The 19,316-nt window shown below is 38.5% G+C and carries 18 protein-coding genes; 12 read left to right on the top strand and 6 right to left on the bottom strand.

Going from position 1 to position 19,316, the window contains the following annotated elements; all coding sequences use genetic code 11:
• Positions 1 to 5: 5 nt before the first annotated feature.
• The 11 genes from nusA (at position 6) to GJV03_RS01350 (ending at position 12,490) form a co-directional block, all read left to right on the top strand.
• The gene (nusA, locus tag GJV03_RS01400; protein WP_004718337.1) at positions 6 to 1,490 is read left to right on the top strand and encodes a transcription termination factor NusA; all 1,485 of its coding nucleotides are present in this window, start codon (positions 6 to 8) and stop codon (positions 1,488 to 1,490) included.
• A gap of 10 nt (positions 1,491 to 1,500) precedes the next feature.
• The gene (gene infB, locus GJV03_RS01395) at positions 1,501 to 4,209 is read left to right on the top strand and encodes a translation initiation factor IF-2 (RefSeq protein WP_004718332.1); all 2,709 of its coding nucleotides are present in this window, start codon (positions 1,501 to 1,503) and stop codon (positions 4,207 to 4,209) included.
• Positions 4,209 to 4,604, top strand: a complete 396-nt coding sequence (locus GJV03_RS01390) for a ribosome-binding factor A (RefSeq protein WP_004718330.1) — start codon at positions 4,209 to 4,211, stop codon at positions 4,602 to 4,604. The genes infB and GJV03_RS01390 overlap by 1 nt, the downstream gene beginning before the upstream one ends.
• 118 nt (positions 4,605 to 4,722) lie before the next feature.
• Positions 4,723 to 5,547, top strand: coding sequence for a tetratricopeptide repeat protein (locus GJV03_RS01385; RefSeq protein WP_154129306.1), 825 nt, complete (start codon positions 4,723 to 4,725; stop codon positions 5,545 to 5,547).
• Positions 5,548 to 5,647: 100 nt separating this feature from the next.
• Positions 5,648 to 6,238, top strand: a complete 591-nt coding sequence (locus GJV03_RS01380; RefSeq protein WP_004718326.1) for a LemA family protein — start codon at positions 5,648 to 5,650, stop codon at positions 6,236 to 6,238.
• An 81-nt stretch (positions 6,239 to 6,319) separates the two neighbouring features.
• The gene (locus tag GJV03_RS01375) at positions 6,320 to 7,438 is read left to right on the top strand and encodes a TPM domain-containing protein (RefSeq protein WP_154129305.1); all 1,119 of its coding nucleotides are present in this window, start codon (positions 6,320 to 6,322) and stop codon (positions 7,436 to 7,438) included.
• Positions 7,432 to 7,998, top strand: coding sequence for a TPM domain-containing protein (locus GJV03_RS01370; protein WP_154129304.1), 567 nt, complete (start codon positions 7,432 to 7,434; stop codon positions 7,996 to 7,998). Before GJV03_RS01375 ends, GJV03_RS01370 begins: the two co-directional genes overlap by 7 nt.
• 201 nt (positions 7,999 to 8,199) lie before the next feature.
• On the top strand, positions 8,200 to 8,550 hold the full coding sequence (locus GJV03_RS21875; RefSeq protein ID WP_154129303.1) for a prepilin-type N-terminal cleavage/methylation domain-containing protein: 351 nt from the start codon (positions 8,200 to 8,202) through the stop codon (positions 8,548 to 8,550).
• A 77-nt stretch (positions 8,551 to 8,627) separates the two neighbouring features.
• Positions 8,628 to 10,316: an O-antigen ligase family protein gene (locus GJV03_RS01360; RefSeq protein WP_154129302.1), complete on the top strand. Its 1,689-nt coding sequence runs from the start codon at positions 8,628 to 8,630 to the stop codon at positions 10,314 to 10,316.
• Positions 10,317 to 10,429: 113 nt separating this feature from the next.
• Positions 10,430 to 10,786 (top strand): prepilin-type N-terminal cleavage/methylation domain-containing protein, encoded by a 357-nt coding sequence (locus tag GJV03_RS21870; RefSeq protein ID WP_154129301.1) that lies wholly within the window; start codon positions 10,430 to 10,432, stop codon positions 10,784 to 10,786.
• Between the two features lie 54 nt (positions 10,787 to 10,840).
• Positions 10,841 to 12,490 (top strand): O-antigen ligase family protein, encoded by a 1,650-nt coding sequence (locus tag GJV03_RS01350; RefSeq protein WP_154129300.1) that lies wholly within the window; start codon positions 10,841 to 10,843, stop codon positions 12,488 to 12,490.
• 402 nt (positions 12,491 to 12,892) lie between these two features.
• Here GJV03_RS01350 and bfr read toward each other — a convergent pair whose 3' ends face one another.
• From bfr to gmk, 6 genes are all read right to left on the bottom strand, one after another.
• Positions 12,893 to 13,357, bottom strand: a complete 465-nt coding sequence (bfr, locus tag GJV03_RS01345; protein ID WP_004818630.1) for a bacterioferritin — start codon at positions 13,355 to 13,357, stop codon at positions 12,893 to 12,895.
• A gap of 317 nt (positions 13,358 to 13,674) precedes the next feature.
• Positions 13,675 to 13,869: a bacterioferritin-associated ferredoxin gene (locus GJV03_RS01340; RefSeq protein ID WP_004718308.1), complete on the bottom strand. Its 195-nt coding sequence runs from the start codon at positions 13,867 to 13,869 to the stop codon at positions 13,675 to 13,677.
• Between the two features lie 187 nt (positions 13,870 to 14,056).
• On the bottom strand, positions 14,057 to 14,440 hold the full coding sequence (locus GJV03_RS01335; RefSeq protein ID WP_004718306.1) for a RidA family protein: 384 nt from the start codon (positions 14,438 to 14,440) through the stop codon (positions 14,057 to 14,059).
• A 93-nt stretch (positions 14,441 to 14,533) separates the two neighbouring features.
• Positions 14,534 to 16,645, bottom strand: coding sequence for an HD domain-containing protein (locus tag GJV03_RS01330; protein ID WP_004718304.1), 2,112 nt, complete (start codon positions 16,643 to 16,645; stop codon positions 14,534 to 14,536).
• A gap of 480 nt (positions 16,646 to 17,125) precedes the next feature.
• A complete protein-coding gene (gene rpoZ, locus GJV03_RS01325) occupies positions 17,126 to 17,407 on the bottom strand; it encodes a DNA-directed RNA polymerase subunit omega (protein WP_004718302.1) in 282 nt (93 codons plus the stop codon).
• Positions 17,408 to 17,513: 106 nt separating this feature from the next.
• Complete coding sequence (gene gmk / locus GJV03_RS01320) at positions 17,514 to 18,134, bottom strand: guanylate kinase (RefSeq protein ID WP_154129299.1); 621 nt, start codon at positions 18,132 to 18,134, stop codon at positions 17,514 to 17,516.
• A gap of 134 nt (positions 18,135 to 18,268) precedes the next feature.
• On the opposite strand from gmk, the gene ispH reads away from it, so the two are divergent.
• The gene (gene ispH, locus GJV03_RS01315) at positions 18,269 to 19,219 is read left to right on the top strand and encodes a 4-hydroxy-3-methylbut-2-enyl diphosphate reductase (RefSeq protein WP_154129298.1); all 951 of its coding nucleotides are present in this window, start codon (positions 18,269 to 18,271) and stop codon (positions 19,217 to 19,219) included.
• Positions 19,220 to 19,316 lie beyond the last annotated feature (97 nt).

Here is a 19,316-nt window from a genome sequence, read left to right as displayed (position 1 = left end):
GACTTATGGCTCGTGAAATTCTCACCGTCGTTGAAACGGTTAGTAATGAGAAAGGTGTAAGTCGTGAAGCAATTTTTGAAGCGCTTGAACAGGCTTTAGTTGCAGCGACGAAAAAGAAATTCTACGAAGGAACGAATTCGGAAGAAGCTCAGTTACGTGTAGAGATTGACCGTAAAACAGGTGATTACAGCACTTTCCGTCAATGGGAAGTTGTTGCTGATGAAGATCATGAAATGCCAGCATGTCAAGATGCGATTTCTGATGTTGATCCTGCTCAATGGTCAATTGGTGATATCCGTGAGTTAGAAGTACCATCAATTGATTTTGGTCGTATTGCAGCGCAGATTGCCAAACAAGTCATTGTGCAAAAAATTCGCGAAGCTGAACGTGCTTTAGTGGCGGATGCTTATGAAGCTAAAGTCGGTGAATTGATCTATGGTGAAGTGAAAAAACAAACCAAAGATGGCTTCATCATTGACTTAGGTGATAATGCAGAAGCGTATTTAGCGCGTGAAGAAATGATTCCCAAAGAAATTCTGCGCCCTAAACAGCGTATGAACGCAATTCTTTATAATGTGAACCGTGAAGGTCGTGGTGCACAACTCTTGTTGTCGCGTGCTAAACCTGAAATGCTGATTGCATTAATGAAAAAAGAAATTCCTGAAATTTCTGAAGAAATCATTGAAATTAAAGCAGCAGCGCGTCAACCAGGTGTACGTGCAAAAATTGCGGTTAAAACCAACGATCATCGTATTGATCCAGTCGGTGCATGTATTGGTATGCGTGGTACACGTATCCAAGCGGTACAATCTGAGTTAAATGGTGAACGTATTGATGTTGTGGTGTGGTCTGATGATCCTGCTCAATATATCGCCAGCGCTTTAGAGCCTGCGGATGTATCTGGGATTGTGATTGATGAAGATGCGCGTACAGCAGACATTATTTTTGCAACCAGCGATCAACTTGCGCGAGCAATTGGTTCACAAGGTCAAAACGTCCGTTTAGCATCAGAGCTTACGGGCTATAAATTAGATATGATGCTTGAAGATGAGTACCGTGCTCGTCAACAAAATGAAGCTCAACAGTATTTAGACATGTTTGTAACACGTCTTGATATTGAAGAAGATCTTGCAATGGCTTTAGTAGAAATGGGCTTTACCTCACTTGAGGAAATCGCTTATGTACCTGCGGAAACTTTCGATGAAATCGAATTAGATGCGGATACAGTTGAATTGCTACAAAGTCGTGCAAAAGAAGCAGCTTTAGCTGATGCGTTAAAGCAACAAGAAGATATTCAGGACCCAAGTCCAGAACTTGTTGCGATGGAAGGAATGACTTCTGAAATTGCGCATGCTTTAGCAGCACGTGGTGTGGTAACAATCGATGACTTAGCTGACCAAGCAACGGATGATATCTCTGATATCGATGGTTTAGGCGCTGAGAAAGCAGGTCAATTGATTATGAAAGCACGTGAATCATGGTTTAACTAGGAGGTAATACATGACGGATAAGTCAATTCAAGAGTTAGCGGTCAGCGTAGGACTTCCTGTTGCAAAGCTCCTTGATCAGGTGCGTGAAGCTGGATTGCCACAAAAACAGGCTGAAGATAAAATTTCTACTGAACAGCAAGATGTTCTCGTGAACCATTTGAAAAAAGCGCATGGTCAAGATACGGGACAAGCAGGACAAATCACGTTGAAACGTAAAACGACAAGTACAGCTAAAGTTGCGAGTACTTCAGGTAAAGCGAAGACAATTAACGTAGAAGTTCGTAAGAAACATACGTTTACTAAGCCAGACCCTGAACAAATCAAAGCGGAAGCTTTGGCGAAAGCTCAAGCAAATGCTCAAGTGACGTCAACTCAAAAAGTACAGCAAAATACTGTAGTGAGTGGAGTTGAAAAAACTGAAAGTTCAGCGAAAGCGAATTTAGAAAAAATGCGTGCTGCTGCAAAACAGCAAACTGCTGCGAAAGAAACACCAAAAGCAGCTGTTGTTGTAAAGCGTAAATCGACCAATAAGCCGATTACCAAAGCAACAGTAAAAACCATTGAAACCCCTGAGCAGAAACGTGCACGTGAAGCTCAAGCAGCACAACTGAAAGCGACAGAAGAAGCAGCTCGTCGTAAGTCAGCAGAAGAAGCTCAACAACGTACCCTTGAGCAAATGCGTCAAATGGCGTCTAAGTATTCTTCTGATGAAACAACGACAACGATTCGTGTAGTTGATGATTCACCGTTGGCTGCTGGTTTGGTTGGTCAAGCATATGAAGATTCATTTGCAAAAGAAGACCGTGAAATCAAACGTGGTACCAATACTGCAAATACACGTTCTCCTAAAAAAGGTGGTCGTCGTGGTCAGGAAGAGCAATCTTTCAGCCATAACCCGCATAAACGTGGTTTAAAAACCAGCCAGGCCAATAAACATGGTTTTGAAAAACCAGTTAAAAAGCAAGTTTATGACGTTGAAATTGGTGAAACTATTGTTGTTGCAGATCTTGCAGCAAAAATGGCAGTTAAAGTTCGTGAAGTGATTAAATCACTCATGAAAATGGGTGAGCTTGTTACTCAGAACCAAGCCATTGAGCAAGAAATTGCAGCATTGATTGTTGAAGAAATGGGTCACAACCCAGTACGTGTATCTGATACACAAGCTGAAGATAACCTACTTGAAGCAGCAGAAGAAGCGCGTGGTGCACAAACAACACGTGCGCCAGTTGTAACGATCATGGGTCACGTTGACCATGGTAAGACATCGTTACTTGATCGTATTCGTCGTGCCAAAGTTGCACAAGGCGAAGCGGGCGGGATTACACAGCATATTGGTGCTTATCACGTTAAAACGGATAAAGGAATTATTACTTTCCTTGATACGCCTGGACATGCTGCATTTACTGCAATGCGTTCACGTGGTGCTAAAGCGACTGATATCGTGGTACTTGTTGTTGCAGCGGATGATGGTGTAATGCCACAAACTGCGGAAGCAATTGACCATGCGCGTGCTGCGGGTACTCCAATTATTGTTGCAATCAATAAAATGGATAAAGAATCAGCTGATCCAGATCGCGTATTGAATGAATTGACAACCAAAGAAATCGTGCCTGAACAATGGGGTGGTGATGTACCAGTTGCAATGGTTTCAGCACATTCTGGTCAAGGTATCGACGAACTTCTAGATTTGATTTCAATTCAAGCTGAAATGTTAGAGTTGAAAGCGTCTGAAGAAGGTGCTGCTCAAGGTGTTGTAATTGAAGCACGTGTAGACAATAGCCGTGGTGCGGTAACGTCTATTCTGGTTCAAAACGGTACCTTGAAAGTAGGTGACTTGGTTCTTGCAGGTGCATCTTACGGCCGTGTTCGTGCGATGACCGATGAGAATGGTCAACGTATTCAATCTGCAGGTCCTTCAATTCCAGTTGAAATTTTAGGTCTTCCAGAAGCGCCAATGGCAGGTGATGAAGTTCTTGTTGTTAATGACGAGAAAAAAGCACGTGAAGTTGCCGATGCGCGTATGGATCGTGAGCGTCAAAAACGTCTTGAACGTCAAAGCGCAATGCGTCTTGAGAATATCATGGCATCAATGGGCAAGAAAGATGTGCCGATTGTAAATGTTGTTCTTAAAACTGATGTACGTGGTACCTTGGAAGCGTTACATGTTGCACTTGCTGATCTTGCAACTGACGAAGTTAAAGTACGTGTCATTGGTTCGGGCGTGGGTGCAATCACTGAGTCAGATGTGACTCTTGCTGAATCTTCAGAAGCGGTACTTCTTGGCTTTAACGTACGTGCAGACAATACCGCACGTCAAAAAGCGGATGCAGATGGTATCGACATTCGTTACTACTCAATCATCTATCAGCTTATTGATGATGTGAAAGCAGCAATGAGCGGAAAACTTGCTCCTGAACACCGTGAGACAATTCTGGGTGTTGCAGAAGTTCGTGAAGTATTCCATTCAAGTAAGTTTGGTGCTGCTGCGGGTTGTATGGTACTCGAAGGTGTATTACATCGTAATAAACCAATCCGTGTACTACGTGATGATGTTGTGGTATTCCAAGGTGAGCTTGAATCTCTTCGTCGCTATAAAGAAGTGGTTGAAGAAGTTCGTGCCGGTATGGAATGTGGTCTTGCAGTGAAAGGTTATAAAGACATCAAAGCACTTGATAAAATCGAAGTGTATGATGTTCAGTTGATTAAACGGAGTCTTTAATGGCGGGTAGTCAACGTCTTAAGCGTATGGCAGATACAGTACAACGTGAGTTGTCAGAACTGATTCGCCAAGAGCTGAAAGATCCACGCTTAGGTGGTCTGGTGACCATCTCTGCAGTGAAAGTGAGTCCAGATCTAGGTTATGCAGAAGTTTACGTTACCGTGATGGGGCGTGAACTTGGCGATGAGCAAAGTGAAGCGGCAAATAAAGAAACTTTAGATGTTTTAAATAAAGCATCTGGTTTTTTACGCCACGAATTAGGTCGTCGTATTAAAACGCGTGTAACTCCGCGTTTGCGCTTTCATTATGATAAAACCAATGCCTATGGTAACTATATGTTTGGTTTAATCGCGGAAGCAGTGAAAGATTTACCTGAGCAAAAAGACGAAGAATAAAAGTAATTGAAATAAGAAGCCACCTTAGGGTGGCTTTTTTTATGTATTTTTTATATTTTCAAAGTATGCTTAAATTTTAAGTTAACTTCTGCTAAATAATTTAGATGAGAATAACAAGATGAAGCTAAAATTTTATATCCCTGTGATTGGGTTGTCCGTAATATCTGTTACAGCCCATGCTTGTATCAATACTTATGCTTTTGAATTGGGTTATGGCGGATTAGATCAAAAAACTGCTCAAAAGCAACTGGCGCAAGGTCATTTACCTAAGACCAAATCTGTTGAGGATTTAAATGATTACGGTGTTTTGCTGATTTATGCACATCAATTTGATCAAGCGATTCAAATATTTAAACAAGTTGAAAAATCACATCCAAATCTGGCTAAAACCGCTGCGAATCTAGGGACAGCATATGAGCTGGCTGGACAGTCTGAAAAAGCCAAGTACTGGATTGAACAGGGCATGCAACGTGATCCAAATCTTCATCAGGGCAGTGAATGGATTCATGTTAAAATTTTAGATGCGAAAATCCAACAACAAAAAGATTCTACATGGATTCAAAGCCACGATGTTTTGGGATTGGATTTTGGTCAAGCAGTGGAACCAAAGGCAAAGGTTAAAACTGTACAATTCCAGAACAAACATTATGATTTAAACAGAATTTTATTAGATAGCCAAACTCAAATGGATCAACGGTTAAGGTTTGTAGATCGTGATCCAATCACTGCGCAAATTATTTTTAATATGGCCAATATTGAAATGCTGAATTATAACTTAGTGGATGATACGGTAGATCTACTGTATCGGCGCGCTCAAGATATTGGCTATCACAATCCGAAATTAATTGAGACACGTTTAGATTATTTTCAACATTCAAAATGGTTTCGCTTTAAGGCATTTTTTGTCAATATCTATCAAACATTCAAAAATCTAATTGTTTGATCATTGGCTAGGTAGCAGAAATTAAACAAAACTTTGCCTTAAACTGTATAGAATGCAGAGATATCAACAAATACAAATAAATATCTCTGAGGAATTGGCAATGAATTCAATGAAAAAAGGTTTAGTTGCACTTACACTGGCAAGTACCTTGGCTTTTTCAGGTTGTGGCTATAATACTTTGCAAGCCAAAGATGAGTCAGTAAATGCAGCATGGTCTGAAGTTGAAAACCAATATCAACGTCGAGCAGATTTAGTGCCTAACCTGGTCAATGTCGTCAAAGGTTATGCAACGCATGAAGAAAAGGTTTTAACTGAAGTGACTGAAGCACGTGCCAATGTTGCAGGTTTAAAAGTAGATAAAGAAGTATTGAACGATCCTGAATTGTTTAAAAAATACCAAGAAGCACAATCACAAATGACGGGTGCATTATCTCGTCTTTTAGCAGTGACAGAAAATTATCCAGATTTAAAAGCCAATGAACAATTCCGTGATCTACAGGTTCAACTAGAAGGTACGGAAAACCGTATCAGTACTGCACGTACACGTTATGTAGAATCTGTCCAAGATTACAACACTTATGTACGTCAATTCCCTCAAGCAATGACTGCTAAAGTGATTGGTATGAAAGCCAAACCAAACTTTAGTGCAGAAGCGGGTGCATCTAAAGCGCCAACAGTTAATTTTAATTAATGATGTGATTTCATTTCACTGTCTTAAAGCATGCTGAAAAAGATAGGCTAAGAATATTCATTATTAAATAAAAGGTGACCTATGATTGAATGGCGAGAAAAATCAGTGATGAAAAACATGAGTACAATATTATTTGTATTTCTAGGACTGATGCTTTCTGTTCAATCAAGTGTCTGGGCTGAAACTGCGACAGCCACAGATGAGCAAGAGGCACAAGATGCGATTGTTTTGGGCAAAGTGGTACCCAATACCAATTTACCCAATGTGATTGGTTCAAAACCATTAGATACTCAAAAACAAACGCCAACTACACAACAAGCCCCTCAAAGTCCCGTACAAAACGTACCCCCAGTCGCCAATGATATGGCAGAGGGTGAAACTACTCGAAATATTCCCACACTGAATCAGCCTGTCGTTGATCAAGCTAAAGTTTTATCTGCAGCTGAAAAGCAAAATTTAGAACAACAAATTCGTGATATATATCGTCAAGGCAAAGCGCAAATCGGCATTATTATTGTCCCAACCACGGGGCAAGAAGGTATTTTTGATTTCGCAATGCGTGTTGCTGAGCAATGGAAGTTAGGTTCAGCAAAACAAGACAATGGTTTATTGATTGCAGTCGCAGTTAATGATCAAAAAATCCATATTGCAACAGGCTATGGTTTAGAAGGTGTACTTCCTGACATTATGGTCAGTCGAATTATACGCAATCAAATTACACCCGATTTTAAACAAGGGCAATATGCTCAGGGCTTACAGGCAGGTGTCAATGAGATTGAGCGTATTTTAAATCTTGACCCTGAAATTGCCAAACAAGCCGCAGATGAGCTAAAAGCGCGGCAAACCCAAGCACTGCAAGAACAAGAGGCCAAGGATCGAACCTTAACCACTGCAATGGTGATTTTGGTGATAGGTATCTTTGCATCATTTATTGTCGGTAATCGTTTAAGTGCAGCAGTTGCGGGTGTGACAGCGACCGCTGCAGGTCTTATTTATGGCTCAGGGATTGTGATGAGTCTGGTTTTGGGTTTTGGTATATTCTTCTTGTTGATTACATCATTGGCACAACTCATTTTCCAAATGTTTTTATCTGGTGGTGGGCGTGGTGGAAGTGGTGGAGGGGGCAGTTCCGGCGGTGGTGGGGGCTATAGTGGCGGCGGCGGTGGTTTCGGCGGTGGAGGAGCATCAGGCTCATGGTAACAAAAACAGATACAACAGCAATTGTGACTGAACCGAAGTTACAGGAACAGGTACAACCTAGCTTTAAGCGTTGGTTAAAACACGTTTTATATATGCCTGCGTCGAAACGTTATTTTTCAAAGCAAGATCAACAAGTCATTGCACAAACTGTGACGCAAGCCGAAGAAGGTCATGTCGGCGAAATACAAGTGGTGATTGAAGGACATATTCCAAGTCATCAGGCATATCATCAAAATACTCGTCTTAGAGCACAGCAGTTATTTGCCGAATTGGGTGTTTGGGATACCGAATATAATAGCGGTGTTCTGCTGTATTTAAACTTGTGTGAAAAAACCGTAGAAATTGTGATAGATCGTGGTATTTATCAAGCAACAACGCAACAAATATGGCAGCAGATTTGCGATGTGATGATTTCTGAGTTAAAAAACAAAAATTATCGAACTGCGGTCACCAATGGTGTTTTAGAAATTGGTCAAATTTTAAATTTATTTTATGGTAGCCAATATGGTCAGGTTGCCAATGTTAATGAGTTAACAAATAATCCAATCATTGTGAATTGATTTGGTTTTTGGTGACAATAAATGTCACTTTTTTACGCTTAATTACGTAAAAATATAAGAAGTAAAAAAAAACTTGTAAAGCGTTACATTCTCTCTAAAATCAAAGAGTCTCGATTGGTTGCTGATTTTTTCCACAAAAAAGAACAGCCATATAAATTGCTCTAAAAGCTATAAAAATTTTTAAAACATTGGAGAAATGTTATGAATGCTCAAAAAGGTTTTACCCTGATTGAATTAATGATCGTTGTTGCAATTATCGGTATTCTTGCTGCGATAGCGATTCCTGCGTATCAAAACTATACACAAAAATCGTCTACAAATGCATGCTTGGCTGAAGCAAAAGCATATTCTAATGTAGCTTTAGCTGCATTATCTGATCCAAATGGTTCTGCATCTGTGCCAGACTATACTCCTGGGGCGTGCTCTGGTTTTAATGCTAAACCTACAGCAATAACAGATACAGTGAAATTTAATATTAAGAATGGTGGCACCAATAAATTTATCACTTGTGATTTAGCAACTGGTGCTAAATGTACAGCTGGTGCGACCTAATTAAATAGAAATAAAAAAGGAGTCTTTTTAGACTCCTTTTTTTCTATATGTTGAATAAATCTTAGTTACTTAATTTTATGAAGAAATCAGTTCTTATAACTATAATTTGTATTAGTTTTGCCCTTTCTTGGCTACTTGCAGATCATTTTGCCCCGTGGTTTACCTTTGGTAGTGAAATAGCTGCTTTTTTTTCAATATTTTTTTTAATATGTCTGCAGTTTAATCGAAATCTGAAAGTCCCTTATCGACTTATTCCATTATTTATTATCAGTCTAATTCCGCTGATTCAATATGGCTTTGGGCAGATCTTCTTTTTTAGTACAGCTATATTAAGTTTTCTATATTTGACTGCATTTATTATTACAGTAATTCATTCTTTTAACTTATGCATAACTGATTTTAATAGACAGAAAGTCATGTTATTTGCATCTAGTTCATTTGTTGCCGCTGGAATAATTACTGCTTTGATGGCAATCATACAATGGCTGAATTTTGAATCATCTTTTCCCTATGTTTTGGAGTTAACAGCTGGTCGTCCTTTTGCTAATTTTGCACAACCAAATAATATGGCAACTGCCTTATTTTTAGCGCTATTGGGGTGTTTATATATATTTGAAAAACAAAAACTACCCTCATTTATTATTTTGATGATTGCTTTGACTATTCTTTTTGCAATGGTGTTGAGTCAATCTCGGACAGTTTGGTTAGGAGTCATCTTTTGTGTGGTTTACTGGTTAATTCGTAATCATAAAACATCATTCAGGTTTAATCGTTTTTATGCGATAGGTTTCACGGTTATATTTGTTGTATTTGTATTAAGTTTACCATTACTCAGTCAAGTTGTTGGGACATCAGCATCAACAGTAATGGAAAGAGCAACAACAGGATATTTAAGACTACCTATGTGGACACACACTCTTATTTCTATTCAAGACCATCCTTGGCTGGGGTATGGTTGGAATCAGAGTAGTTTTTCATATTTAGATGCATTGCCGAAACATGATACTCCTGAAAGATACCTAAGTTCACATAATATTATTTTAGATATATTGGTCTGGAATGGTGTTATTTTAGGAAGCTTAATTATTGGATATGCTCTTTACTGGTATACTCATTTTTATCGGCTAGCGAATTCAATAGAATCCATAATTGCATTAATGATGATTAGTGTTGTGTTGATTCATGCAATGTTAGAGTTTCCTCTTTACTATGCTTTTTTCTTACTGCCAGTAGCAGTGTTATGTGGTGTTATTCAGTCTGAAGATGGAAATGGTAAATATTTTGAATTATCAAAAGTGATTGGTAATTCAATTGTATTGATTTGGCTGTCTTTAATTTTGCTTGTTTGGAGAGATTATAATGCAAGCATAACTGAAAGTTTTGAGGCAAAACTTTATGAAATGATGAGATTGTTTAAAGAGAAGCCACAATTTGATAAAGTGACGCCATATCAGGCTCAAAACAAAATTTTTATCCTAGATCAATTAAAATATGATGCGGAATGGATTGCTGTAAATCCTTTTACTAAGTTAAAAGAGGATCAAATCGAGATATATCGAAATCTTACTCTTCTAACACCATCAAAATATTACTTATATAAATATGCACAGTTGGCCGCTTATAATGGCAAGCAAGAGGATGCAAAATATTGTCTTTTTTTAATAGAAAAAATATATAAAAGTGATATCAATCCTGATGATTTGCTAAAGTATAATTTTTATAAGGATCATCATGTCTCGACTGATTTAAAAGAGCATGACTTGTAATAATGTGACAATTATTGATATTTTTTAATCATTATTGTGTCTCTAGAAATTAGCATTTGAAATAGTGAAAATAATCTATAAATTGTATTGAAACAGCTATTGAATAATTCAAAATGGAAGAACAAAGAGGCTTTAATTTGATAGAGTTAATGATTGTGATTGCGATTGTTGCAATTCTTGTCTCAATCGCAGTGCCAGCATATCAAAGCTACTCTAAAAGTGCGGGGGTAAAAGCGTGTTTATCTGAAACAAAAAATTATAGCAACTATATTTTCTATGCATTAAATGATCAAAATGATGCAACTAATCCTACAGTTCCTGTTATCTCATCCTGTAGTTTTATCACTAATGCTTCTTCATGGAATGAATCGACAACAAATTTGGTTATCGAGGCAAAAAGTAAGCATTCATCTACAGTAGATATTCGTTGTGATTTAAGTAAAGGTGCAGGCTGTACAATCATCCCTTAAACAAAAAGTGCTAGAAACGTTATAATAGGCTCAGTTTTTCTTTTCACTTTTCTTATGCAAGCTATTCCTTATCTTCTTTCAGCCGTATTGCTTTTACTTGCGTGGCTTTTACCTATTCATAAAATGCCATGGACAACCTTTGGTAGTGAAGCACTTACTTTTCTATCGGCTTTAGTGCTACTCAGTGCTTTTTACCATCAAGATTTAAAAATTCCAAAACCGCAACTGCTTATACTGCCTGTATTGGCAATCCCATTGATTCAATGGGGCTTTGGCGAGATTTTGTATTTAAGTAATGCATTGCTTTGTACAGCCTATATTGCGATGTTTTGGTTGATGCTGGTTGTTGGCTATAACTTGGCAGTAGGTGAAAAAGGTCAAAGAGAACAAGTCTTTAAAGTATTTAGCCTTGTGGTTTTTACGGGAGCAATGCTTTCAAGTTTTATTGCAATGAGTCAGTGGTTGGGTGTAAACGAATATTTTAGACCATTGGTTAATTTGCTCAATGGCAATCGTCCCTATGCAAACTTTGCTCAGCCAAATAATCTGGCGACGTTTATTTGTATGGGGGTATTTGCATGTTTATATTTTTATGAAAAGAGGATACTGCCAAATTACATACTCGGGCCTTCAACTTTTATTTTGCTGTTTACGATTGCGTTGACTCAATCTCGTACTGCTTGGGTAGTATGTTTGTTCACACTGATTTATTTGACGGCCAAGCAATTTGGTCAAACTAAACGTTTTGGCTTTGTCAAATTGCTCGCATGGTGTGTGGTGTTTATTGCGTTGATTACATGCTTGCCGATGCTTAATCAGTGGATTGCATCTGTATCAACTCAAGATGTAGCACAAGCAGATTCAGTGGTCGAGCGAGCAACCTCAGGCTATCTTCGTTTAGATATGTGGAATCAAGCCTTAGTCGCAATTTCAGAAAAGCCGTGGTTTGGTTATGGCTGGAACCAAACAGGGATGGCACAGATTGCTGCTTTTGATTTATATCCATCACATGAATGGTATAAAACGGCACATAACGTGATTTTGGATTTACTGATTTGGAATGGTATCCCGATTGGTGGACTGATTATTGTTTATGTCGCATGTTGGTTGTATTGGCTAAATAAAGGTATTAAAGATGCAGTTTCAATTGCAGCGGGATTAATGGTCTGTGCCATTTTGATTCATGCTCTATTGGAATACCCAATTCATTATGCATATTTCTTGCTCCCTTTAGGTTTCTTATTGGGGATCATCCAAGCTCAGTATCCTCGTTTGCCTACAGTGAACTTAAAGTCTTCGGTTACAGTAAGTATTATTGTGATTGGTTTGGTCTTGGTGGGAGTGATTTATCGAGACTATATTTTATACCGTCAACAAAGTGTATTTGTAAATAAGAAAACACCATTAAGTGCTTCACAGCAAGCAGTGATGAATCAAGATATTTTGTTACTGACGCAATTTAAAGAACGTGTCTGGTGGATTGGCTTAAATCCATATAGCAAAATGTCGGATCAGCAGTTGCAATATATGGGGCGTATGGTGGCGAACTTAGCGTCAGCCTATGATATTCAGAAATATGCGCAGGTTTTGGCTTTTAATGGTAAAAAAGTTGAAGCTGAACATCAATTATGGATTCTGAAGACGCTGCATGGGAAAGAGAAGTCATATCAGGATCTATTGCCTGTATCTGCTGTAGGAAAATAAAATTCTTTTTTACTTTTTGCATTGTTGAATCATTGATGGTTATCCTATCGCGGGGCGACAGGGATGTCGCCGTTGGGCGGGGGATAGGCGTATTCCTCGCCCAACATGAGCAAAAATAAAGCACAGCTTTGTTTGCAGCGCAAGGTTTGGCATCTCCGCTACGAAAAGTGAGGAATCGCCTACGCAAAGATATTTAAACTTTGAATGTAAGGTGTGGCAGTGAAAGCTTTATATGTTCAACCATGCTTAATGATCAATAGAAGTGACTTGATTCAGATCATTGATCCAAAATGAAGCTTATATTTTGGTGTATGCGTTTTTGATAGGTTGACTATCGTATTTTGTATTTGAAATAAAAAATCCCCCAATCAATTGGGGGATTTTTTTAATGGTATTTAAAAATTATAGCTGGCTTTGAATATAATTTTCGATACCGACACTTTCACTTAGATCCAATTGGGTGGTTGTCCAATCCCAAAACTCTTCTTCTTTTTCAAGAATTTCTTGAACAAGATCACGAGTCACATAATCTAAGTTGCTTTCAGCGAGTGCAACTGCTGTTTTTAATGCATCAATGTTTTCTTTTACTTTACGTACATCACAGTTTAAAACTTCAACTGTATGCTGGCCAATATATAGCTTGCCTAAATGTTGAAGGTTTGGTAAACCCTCCAAGAAAAGAATACGTTCAATGATCTTATCCGCATGCTTCATTTGGCGAATAGATTCTTTATATTCAGCCGAACCAAGTTTCTCGATTCCCCAATCATTAAACATACGCGAGTGTAAAAAGTATTGGTTAATCGCAGTCAAATGATGATAAAGCACTTGATTGAGCTGATTAATTACGTCTCGATTGCCTTGCATATGGTTAAAACTCCATTCTAATTTTTTACCTTAACGTGAATTTAAACTGAGTCATTGAAATTTAATGATTAAGGTAATTTGATATGGCTCTATATTAATCAACTTTTTGCAGGGTTACGAGTAGTTTATGGAACGGCAAATGAAAATCGCAATCAAAAACAATAGGGATGTCGTTTTGGCTAAAAGAGACTGATTGAAAAAACGAACCCGCTTTGAGTCGAAGCGGGGGAGGAGAATGATCTGGGGATCATTAAAAAACTTATTTATTGTCGTTATAAATCTGAACTTATTTTTATGTTTTAATTTTTAAATCAAAACTACGCGGCAACAGAAATACGTGCTGCAATCAGCGATAGCTCTTCATTGATAATGCTTTTTGCTTCAGGAGCACAGCGACCACAGCACGTGCCTAAGTCTAATAATTCACGTACTTCACGGTAGCTCTCTGCACCATTTGCCATTGCATCTTTGATATCTTGATCTGTAATACCACGACATAAACAAACGTACATGAAACTCAACCCTAAGGTTAAATGCGATATCTAATATTATTGATAATTGTTATCATTTGTCAATGAAATTCATTTGAAATCTCATTTATCTTTATTGGCTTTTTGAATAAAAAAATACCACCTGATCGGTAGTATTTAGTTTCATTTTTTAAATTATTTAAAATCAAACAATTAGTTTTGGCTGATATTATTGAGGAATAATGACAATACCATCCATTTCAACCAATGCATTTTTAGGTAAAGAAGCAACACCTAATGCTGCACGTGCAGGATAAGGTTGAGCAAAGTATTCGCCCATAATCTGGTTGACCAATTGAAAGTTGGATAAATCAGTAAGAAAAATATTGAGCTTTGCAATATCTGCTAAAGAACCGCCTGCAGCTTCACAGACTGCTTTTAAGTTATCAAAAACACGTCGAATTTGTGCTTCAATGCCTTCAACCAATTCCATGCTATATGGGTCTAAGCCAATTTGCCCTGAAAGATATAATGTGTTGTCTACTAAAATGGCTTGTGAATAAGTACCAATTGCAGCAGGGGCATTTTCAGTATGGATCACTTGGCGGGACATTGATTTCTCCTTGATTTCAAATCATTTCATCATAAAGCATGAATGGCATGCAAAGTGCATCGAAGATTATCGATAAACATTACAGGTCTTAATTTAGCACGCTTTTGCTTTTAGCGTCTCATTAATTGAAACTGGCATAGACATTCGACTAATACGAGGAAAACCAAATTGCATACGGAGTTCACGAATGATTTGCGCAATTTGTTTGCGATTATTCACCACGATATTCACATAGGTTTTATCTTCATGAGAGCGTACTGATTCAACCCCAGTTTTTGCTTTACGGCATAAGTAAATCAATTCTGAAATTTGTTCATCGGTTAAAATAAGATCAATACTCAAATAAGCATTAAAGTTCACATCGTCTTCTTCTTCCGATGTCCACTGTAAAGACATGATATTTTCAGGGTGCAAATGTTGCTCGTGCAATAAGTTATGACAGCGTGCACGATGCACAATTAAGCCACGACGGGATAAATGTCCTTGAATAGGATCTCCCAATACTGGGTTACAACAGTGTGCATATTTTACATCGACACCATCTGTACCTTGGATGAGGCGATTTGAAGCATGTTCTTCAGTGGCTTTAGATTGGGCAAATAAATGGTTGGCGACCAGTTGTGGTAATAGGTCCCCCACTGCAATTTGCTCAAATAAGGTGTCTTTATCGGGCACATGGCGCCACTCTAATAGATCTTTCCAATCCGCTTCGGATAAGTCTTTGGTCGAGCGATTAAACAGTTTTAAAGCACGGTTGAGTGCTTGTTGTCCTACTAGTCGCTGTTCATCTGGATCTTGATCTCGCAAGATGTTTTGAATCGCACGACGTGCTTTTTGGGTATTAATAAAACTTAACCAGTCTGGGTTTGGTGTTGCCAATACATCGGTAATGACTTCAACCACCTGACCACTCACCAAAGGAGTTGAAAGTGGTTTAATTTCACCATTAATTTTCGCACCCACCGCATGGTTGCCTAAAAATAAACTCGCTGAATACGCAAAATCAACGGCTGTAGCACCTTGCGGTAATTCATGCAGCTGTCCATGTGGGGTGTAGACCCAGATCTTTTCTTGATGTAAATAATCAAGTAGGTCGCTAAATGTGGTTTTTGCGCACTCACCACCAACAAGAAGATCTAAATTCTTCATGGAGGCTTGAATCGCAGAGCGACAAGCTTGTGGCGCATTTTCACCAAGAACCACACCAAAGCGTGCAGCTTTACGCATCAACTCGGTTTGAATGGTTAATGACAACGTGGTACGTTCACCTTTGAGTTTGATCATTAAAGACTGATTTCCGCCTGGTAATGGGCGACGGATATGGTCTTCATAATCGATGACTTGGAAATTTTCACGTAAGGCATCGACCAAGCGATCACAATCCGCGATGCTTTGTAAAACAATTTCAAAAGCATGGCTATGGGTGAGCTCTTGTAAGTCGATTTCATTTTTTACAAAGTGGCGTAAGAGTTCAATATTGTTGTTTTTCTTTTTGATGCGCCCTTGAATATTATAATTATTGAGCAACTCAGCTAAGTTTTGTTCCCAAACCGATTGATATTTACAGCGCTCAGGTTTGGTTTTGAGTAAATTTTCTTGTACATCATTGTACATATCGAGATCTAGGTTTTGATAGCACAGATGTTCTAAGTTATCCGCCATCTCGTTCATCCCCACAAGCCGTGCCATGGGAACAAAAATATCAAAAGTTTCTTGTGCGATACGTGCACGTTTATCTGGCCGTAAAGCACCTAGAGTCGTCATATTATGATAACGATCGGCGAGTTTGATAATAATGACACGCGGGTCTTGTAAAGTGGCTTGAAGAATTTTACGGAAAGACGCAGCTTTATTATATTCTTTATCGCTGGAATGACTGAGTTTGGTGACCCCATCGACCAATTCAGCCACGGTTTTACCAAATTTTTCAGTGATATCTTCTTTGGTGAAATCTGTATCTTCAATCACATCGTGTAATAAAGCTGCCATGAGCGTTTCGGCATCCATACGCATATGTGCCAAGATACAACTCACCGCAATCGGGTGTAAAATATAGGGTTCACCACTTTTACGTGTAATACCATCATGCGCAATATCAGCATAATCACAAGCCACAAGTACTCGCTCGACATCACTTGGTTTTAAGTACGCGTCGATAATTACATTCAACTGTTGCTTGGATTGGCTGACCTGTTGGCCTGGCATAGAACACCTATCTTAAATTACAAATTTGAAATATTTTTCCTAATGCTTTAATGAAAAGCATATTGAGCCGCTTGTCAATTTCTAGACATCAAATATATCTATTTTTTTTAACAAATATTTTGAATTTTGTCGATTGATTGGCAAAACTTTTTGCAAAATAATTGAAATAAAAAAGCCTAGTTGAAAAACTAGGCTTTTTTCAAAGGCACTGGGGCTGTTGATATTTCATAAATGGCTTGCGTTGTAGGCTAAAATTGAGCAGGCAAGGCATGAAATGAAGAGAATAGCGAGACTATTTTCGAGTTTCATAACGCAGACTGAGATAATTTTAGCCACAACCTTTCAGGACTAGTGTGTTTTTTGCCGCTACGTCGTTACGAGCTACTTATTTAGAATGACTAAATCTCATATCTCGTGCCTTGTATCGCCTAAAAAACACGCGTAGTCGCAAACATAGACGAACTGTCAACAGACCCTGGCTTATTGGAAAGAAAAACCTTCAAGATTAAGATTGTTTGCTGATAAAGCAAGGTCAAGACTAGACGTTTGGTAATCTTGATCACGTTGCTTCAAGATATCTTTAGTCACATGACCAATCGCAATTTCACGTAATGCAACAACAGTCGGCTTGTCATTGTCCCACTCAACAGTTGGTTCAATGCCTTGACGTGCCAATTGACGCGCGCGTTTGCTTGCCACTAGTACAAGCTCAAAGCGGTTGTCTACATGGTCTAAACAATCTTCAACGGTTACGCGTGCCATAAGAATTCTCGTTTGAATACAAATTTTTTAAATAGACTGTGCAGTATAAAATGCTTTCATCATAGACTCAAGTTTTAATCGAAGCTTATTTAGAAAGCATTCAGATCTAAGCTTGTGGTGTAATCAGTTTGGTAATTAAAGCCTGATGACGATTAGCTTGTTGATCTATTTTTAAGCGATTGGCATTAATAACAGATTCTAAATCATGTAAAGCTTTATTGAAATCATCATTGATGATGATGTATTCAAAGTTGACATATTGTTGCATGTCTTCCACTGCACAACTTAAACGGTGTTCAATGACTTCTACAGAGTCCGTGCCACGATTTGAAAGACGTTGACGTAAATCAAACTGCGTTGGAGGAAGAATGAAAATTTGTTTAGATTCAGGAAAAAGTTTACGAACTTGCTCAGCACCTTGCCAATCGATCTCAAGTAGCACATCATGGCCTTTCGCCAATTGGTCTTTTACAGTTGCTTGCGCAGTACCATAATAATTACCAAAAACTTCTGCGTACTCAATAAAACCGCCTTGATTGACTTGATCAAGAAAGTTTTCTTTAGAGGTAAAGTGATAATGAACACCGTCGAGTTCGCCAGGTCGCTGACCACGAGTCGTATGTGAGACAGAAACGTGTAAATTGCTCACACGCTCAAGTAGCGCTTTAACGAGAGATGTTTTGCCTGTTCCTGATGCCGCAGAAACGACAAACAATAGACCCGACATGATATTTTTCCTGATATGATAAAATATCTTCTCTATTTTAGAGTAGAGCGAAGACAAACAAAACTGTTTTTACACATTGTTTGTGTTTAATCGATAAAATATATCCAACCATTGAAGTGAGCATTGAGGGTTTTATGGAAATTGTATTGGCTAATCCGCGTGGATTTTGTGCAGGTGTAGATCGTGCAATTGCCATCGTCAATCGTGCGCTTGAATGTTTTAATCCACCTATTTATGTCCGTCATGAAGTGGTTCATAACAAATTTGTGGTTGATGATTTACGTCAGCGTGGTGCGATTTTTGTGGATGAATTAGATGAAGTACCTGACGATAATATTGTTATTTTTAGTGCACATGGCGTATCAAAGGCCGTTCAACAAGAAGCAGAACGTCGCGGTTTAAAAGTATTTGATGCAACTTGCCCATTGGTCACCAAAGTACATATTGAAGTGACGAAATATGCACGTGAAGGAACCGAAGCAATTTTGATTGGTCATGAAGGCCACCCTGAAGTTGAAGGGACTATGGGGCAGTATGACAAAAAGAATGGTGGTGAAATTTATCTGGTTGAAGATGAAGAAGATGTGGCTTCATTAACAGTACATCATCCTGAACAAATAGCATTTGTGACCCAAACAACCTTATCTATAGATGATACGGCCAAAGTGATTGATGCTCTGCGAAATAAATTCCCTCAAATTCAAGGGCCTCGTAAAGATGATATTTGCTATGCCACACAAAACCGTCAAGATGCTGTGCGAGATTTAGCCACACAATGTGATGTGGTGTTGGTGGTTGGCTCTCCAAACTCGTCGAATTCAAATCGTTTACGTGAGTTGGCTGAGCGGATGGGAAAACATGCGTATCTGATCGATAACGCAGATGAGTTAAAGCAGGAGTGGTTTAACGTCAATCATAAGATCGGTGTTACAGCTGGAGCATCTGCACCTGAGATTTTAATTAAACAAGTGATTCAACGGTTACAGGACTGGGGTGCAACAGCACCGCAAGAATTAAATGGTCGTGAGGAAAACATCACATTTAGTCTGCCAAAAGAGCTACGGATTCATGTAACGCAAGCTTAAATTTAAACTTTATTTTTTAAGCAGATAGCTGAGATTTCAGTTATCTGCTTTTTTATGCCTTTTATCCAACTTGTATTGGTTTTGTAAGTATTTAAGA

Origin of the sequence: Acinetobacter sp. RIT698 (assembly GCF_009668065.1) — a bacterium.
GTDB classification, from domain to species: Bacteria; Pseudomonadota; Gammaproteobacteria; order Pseudomonadales; family Moraxellaceae; genus Acinetobacter; species Acinetobacter guillouiae.
This window is presented reverse-complemented; position numbering and strand designations above follow the sequence as displayed.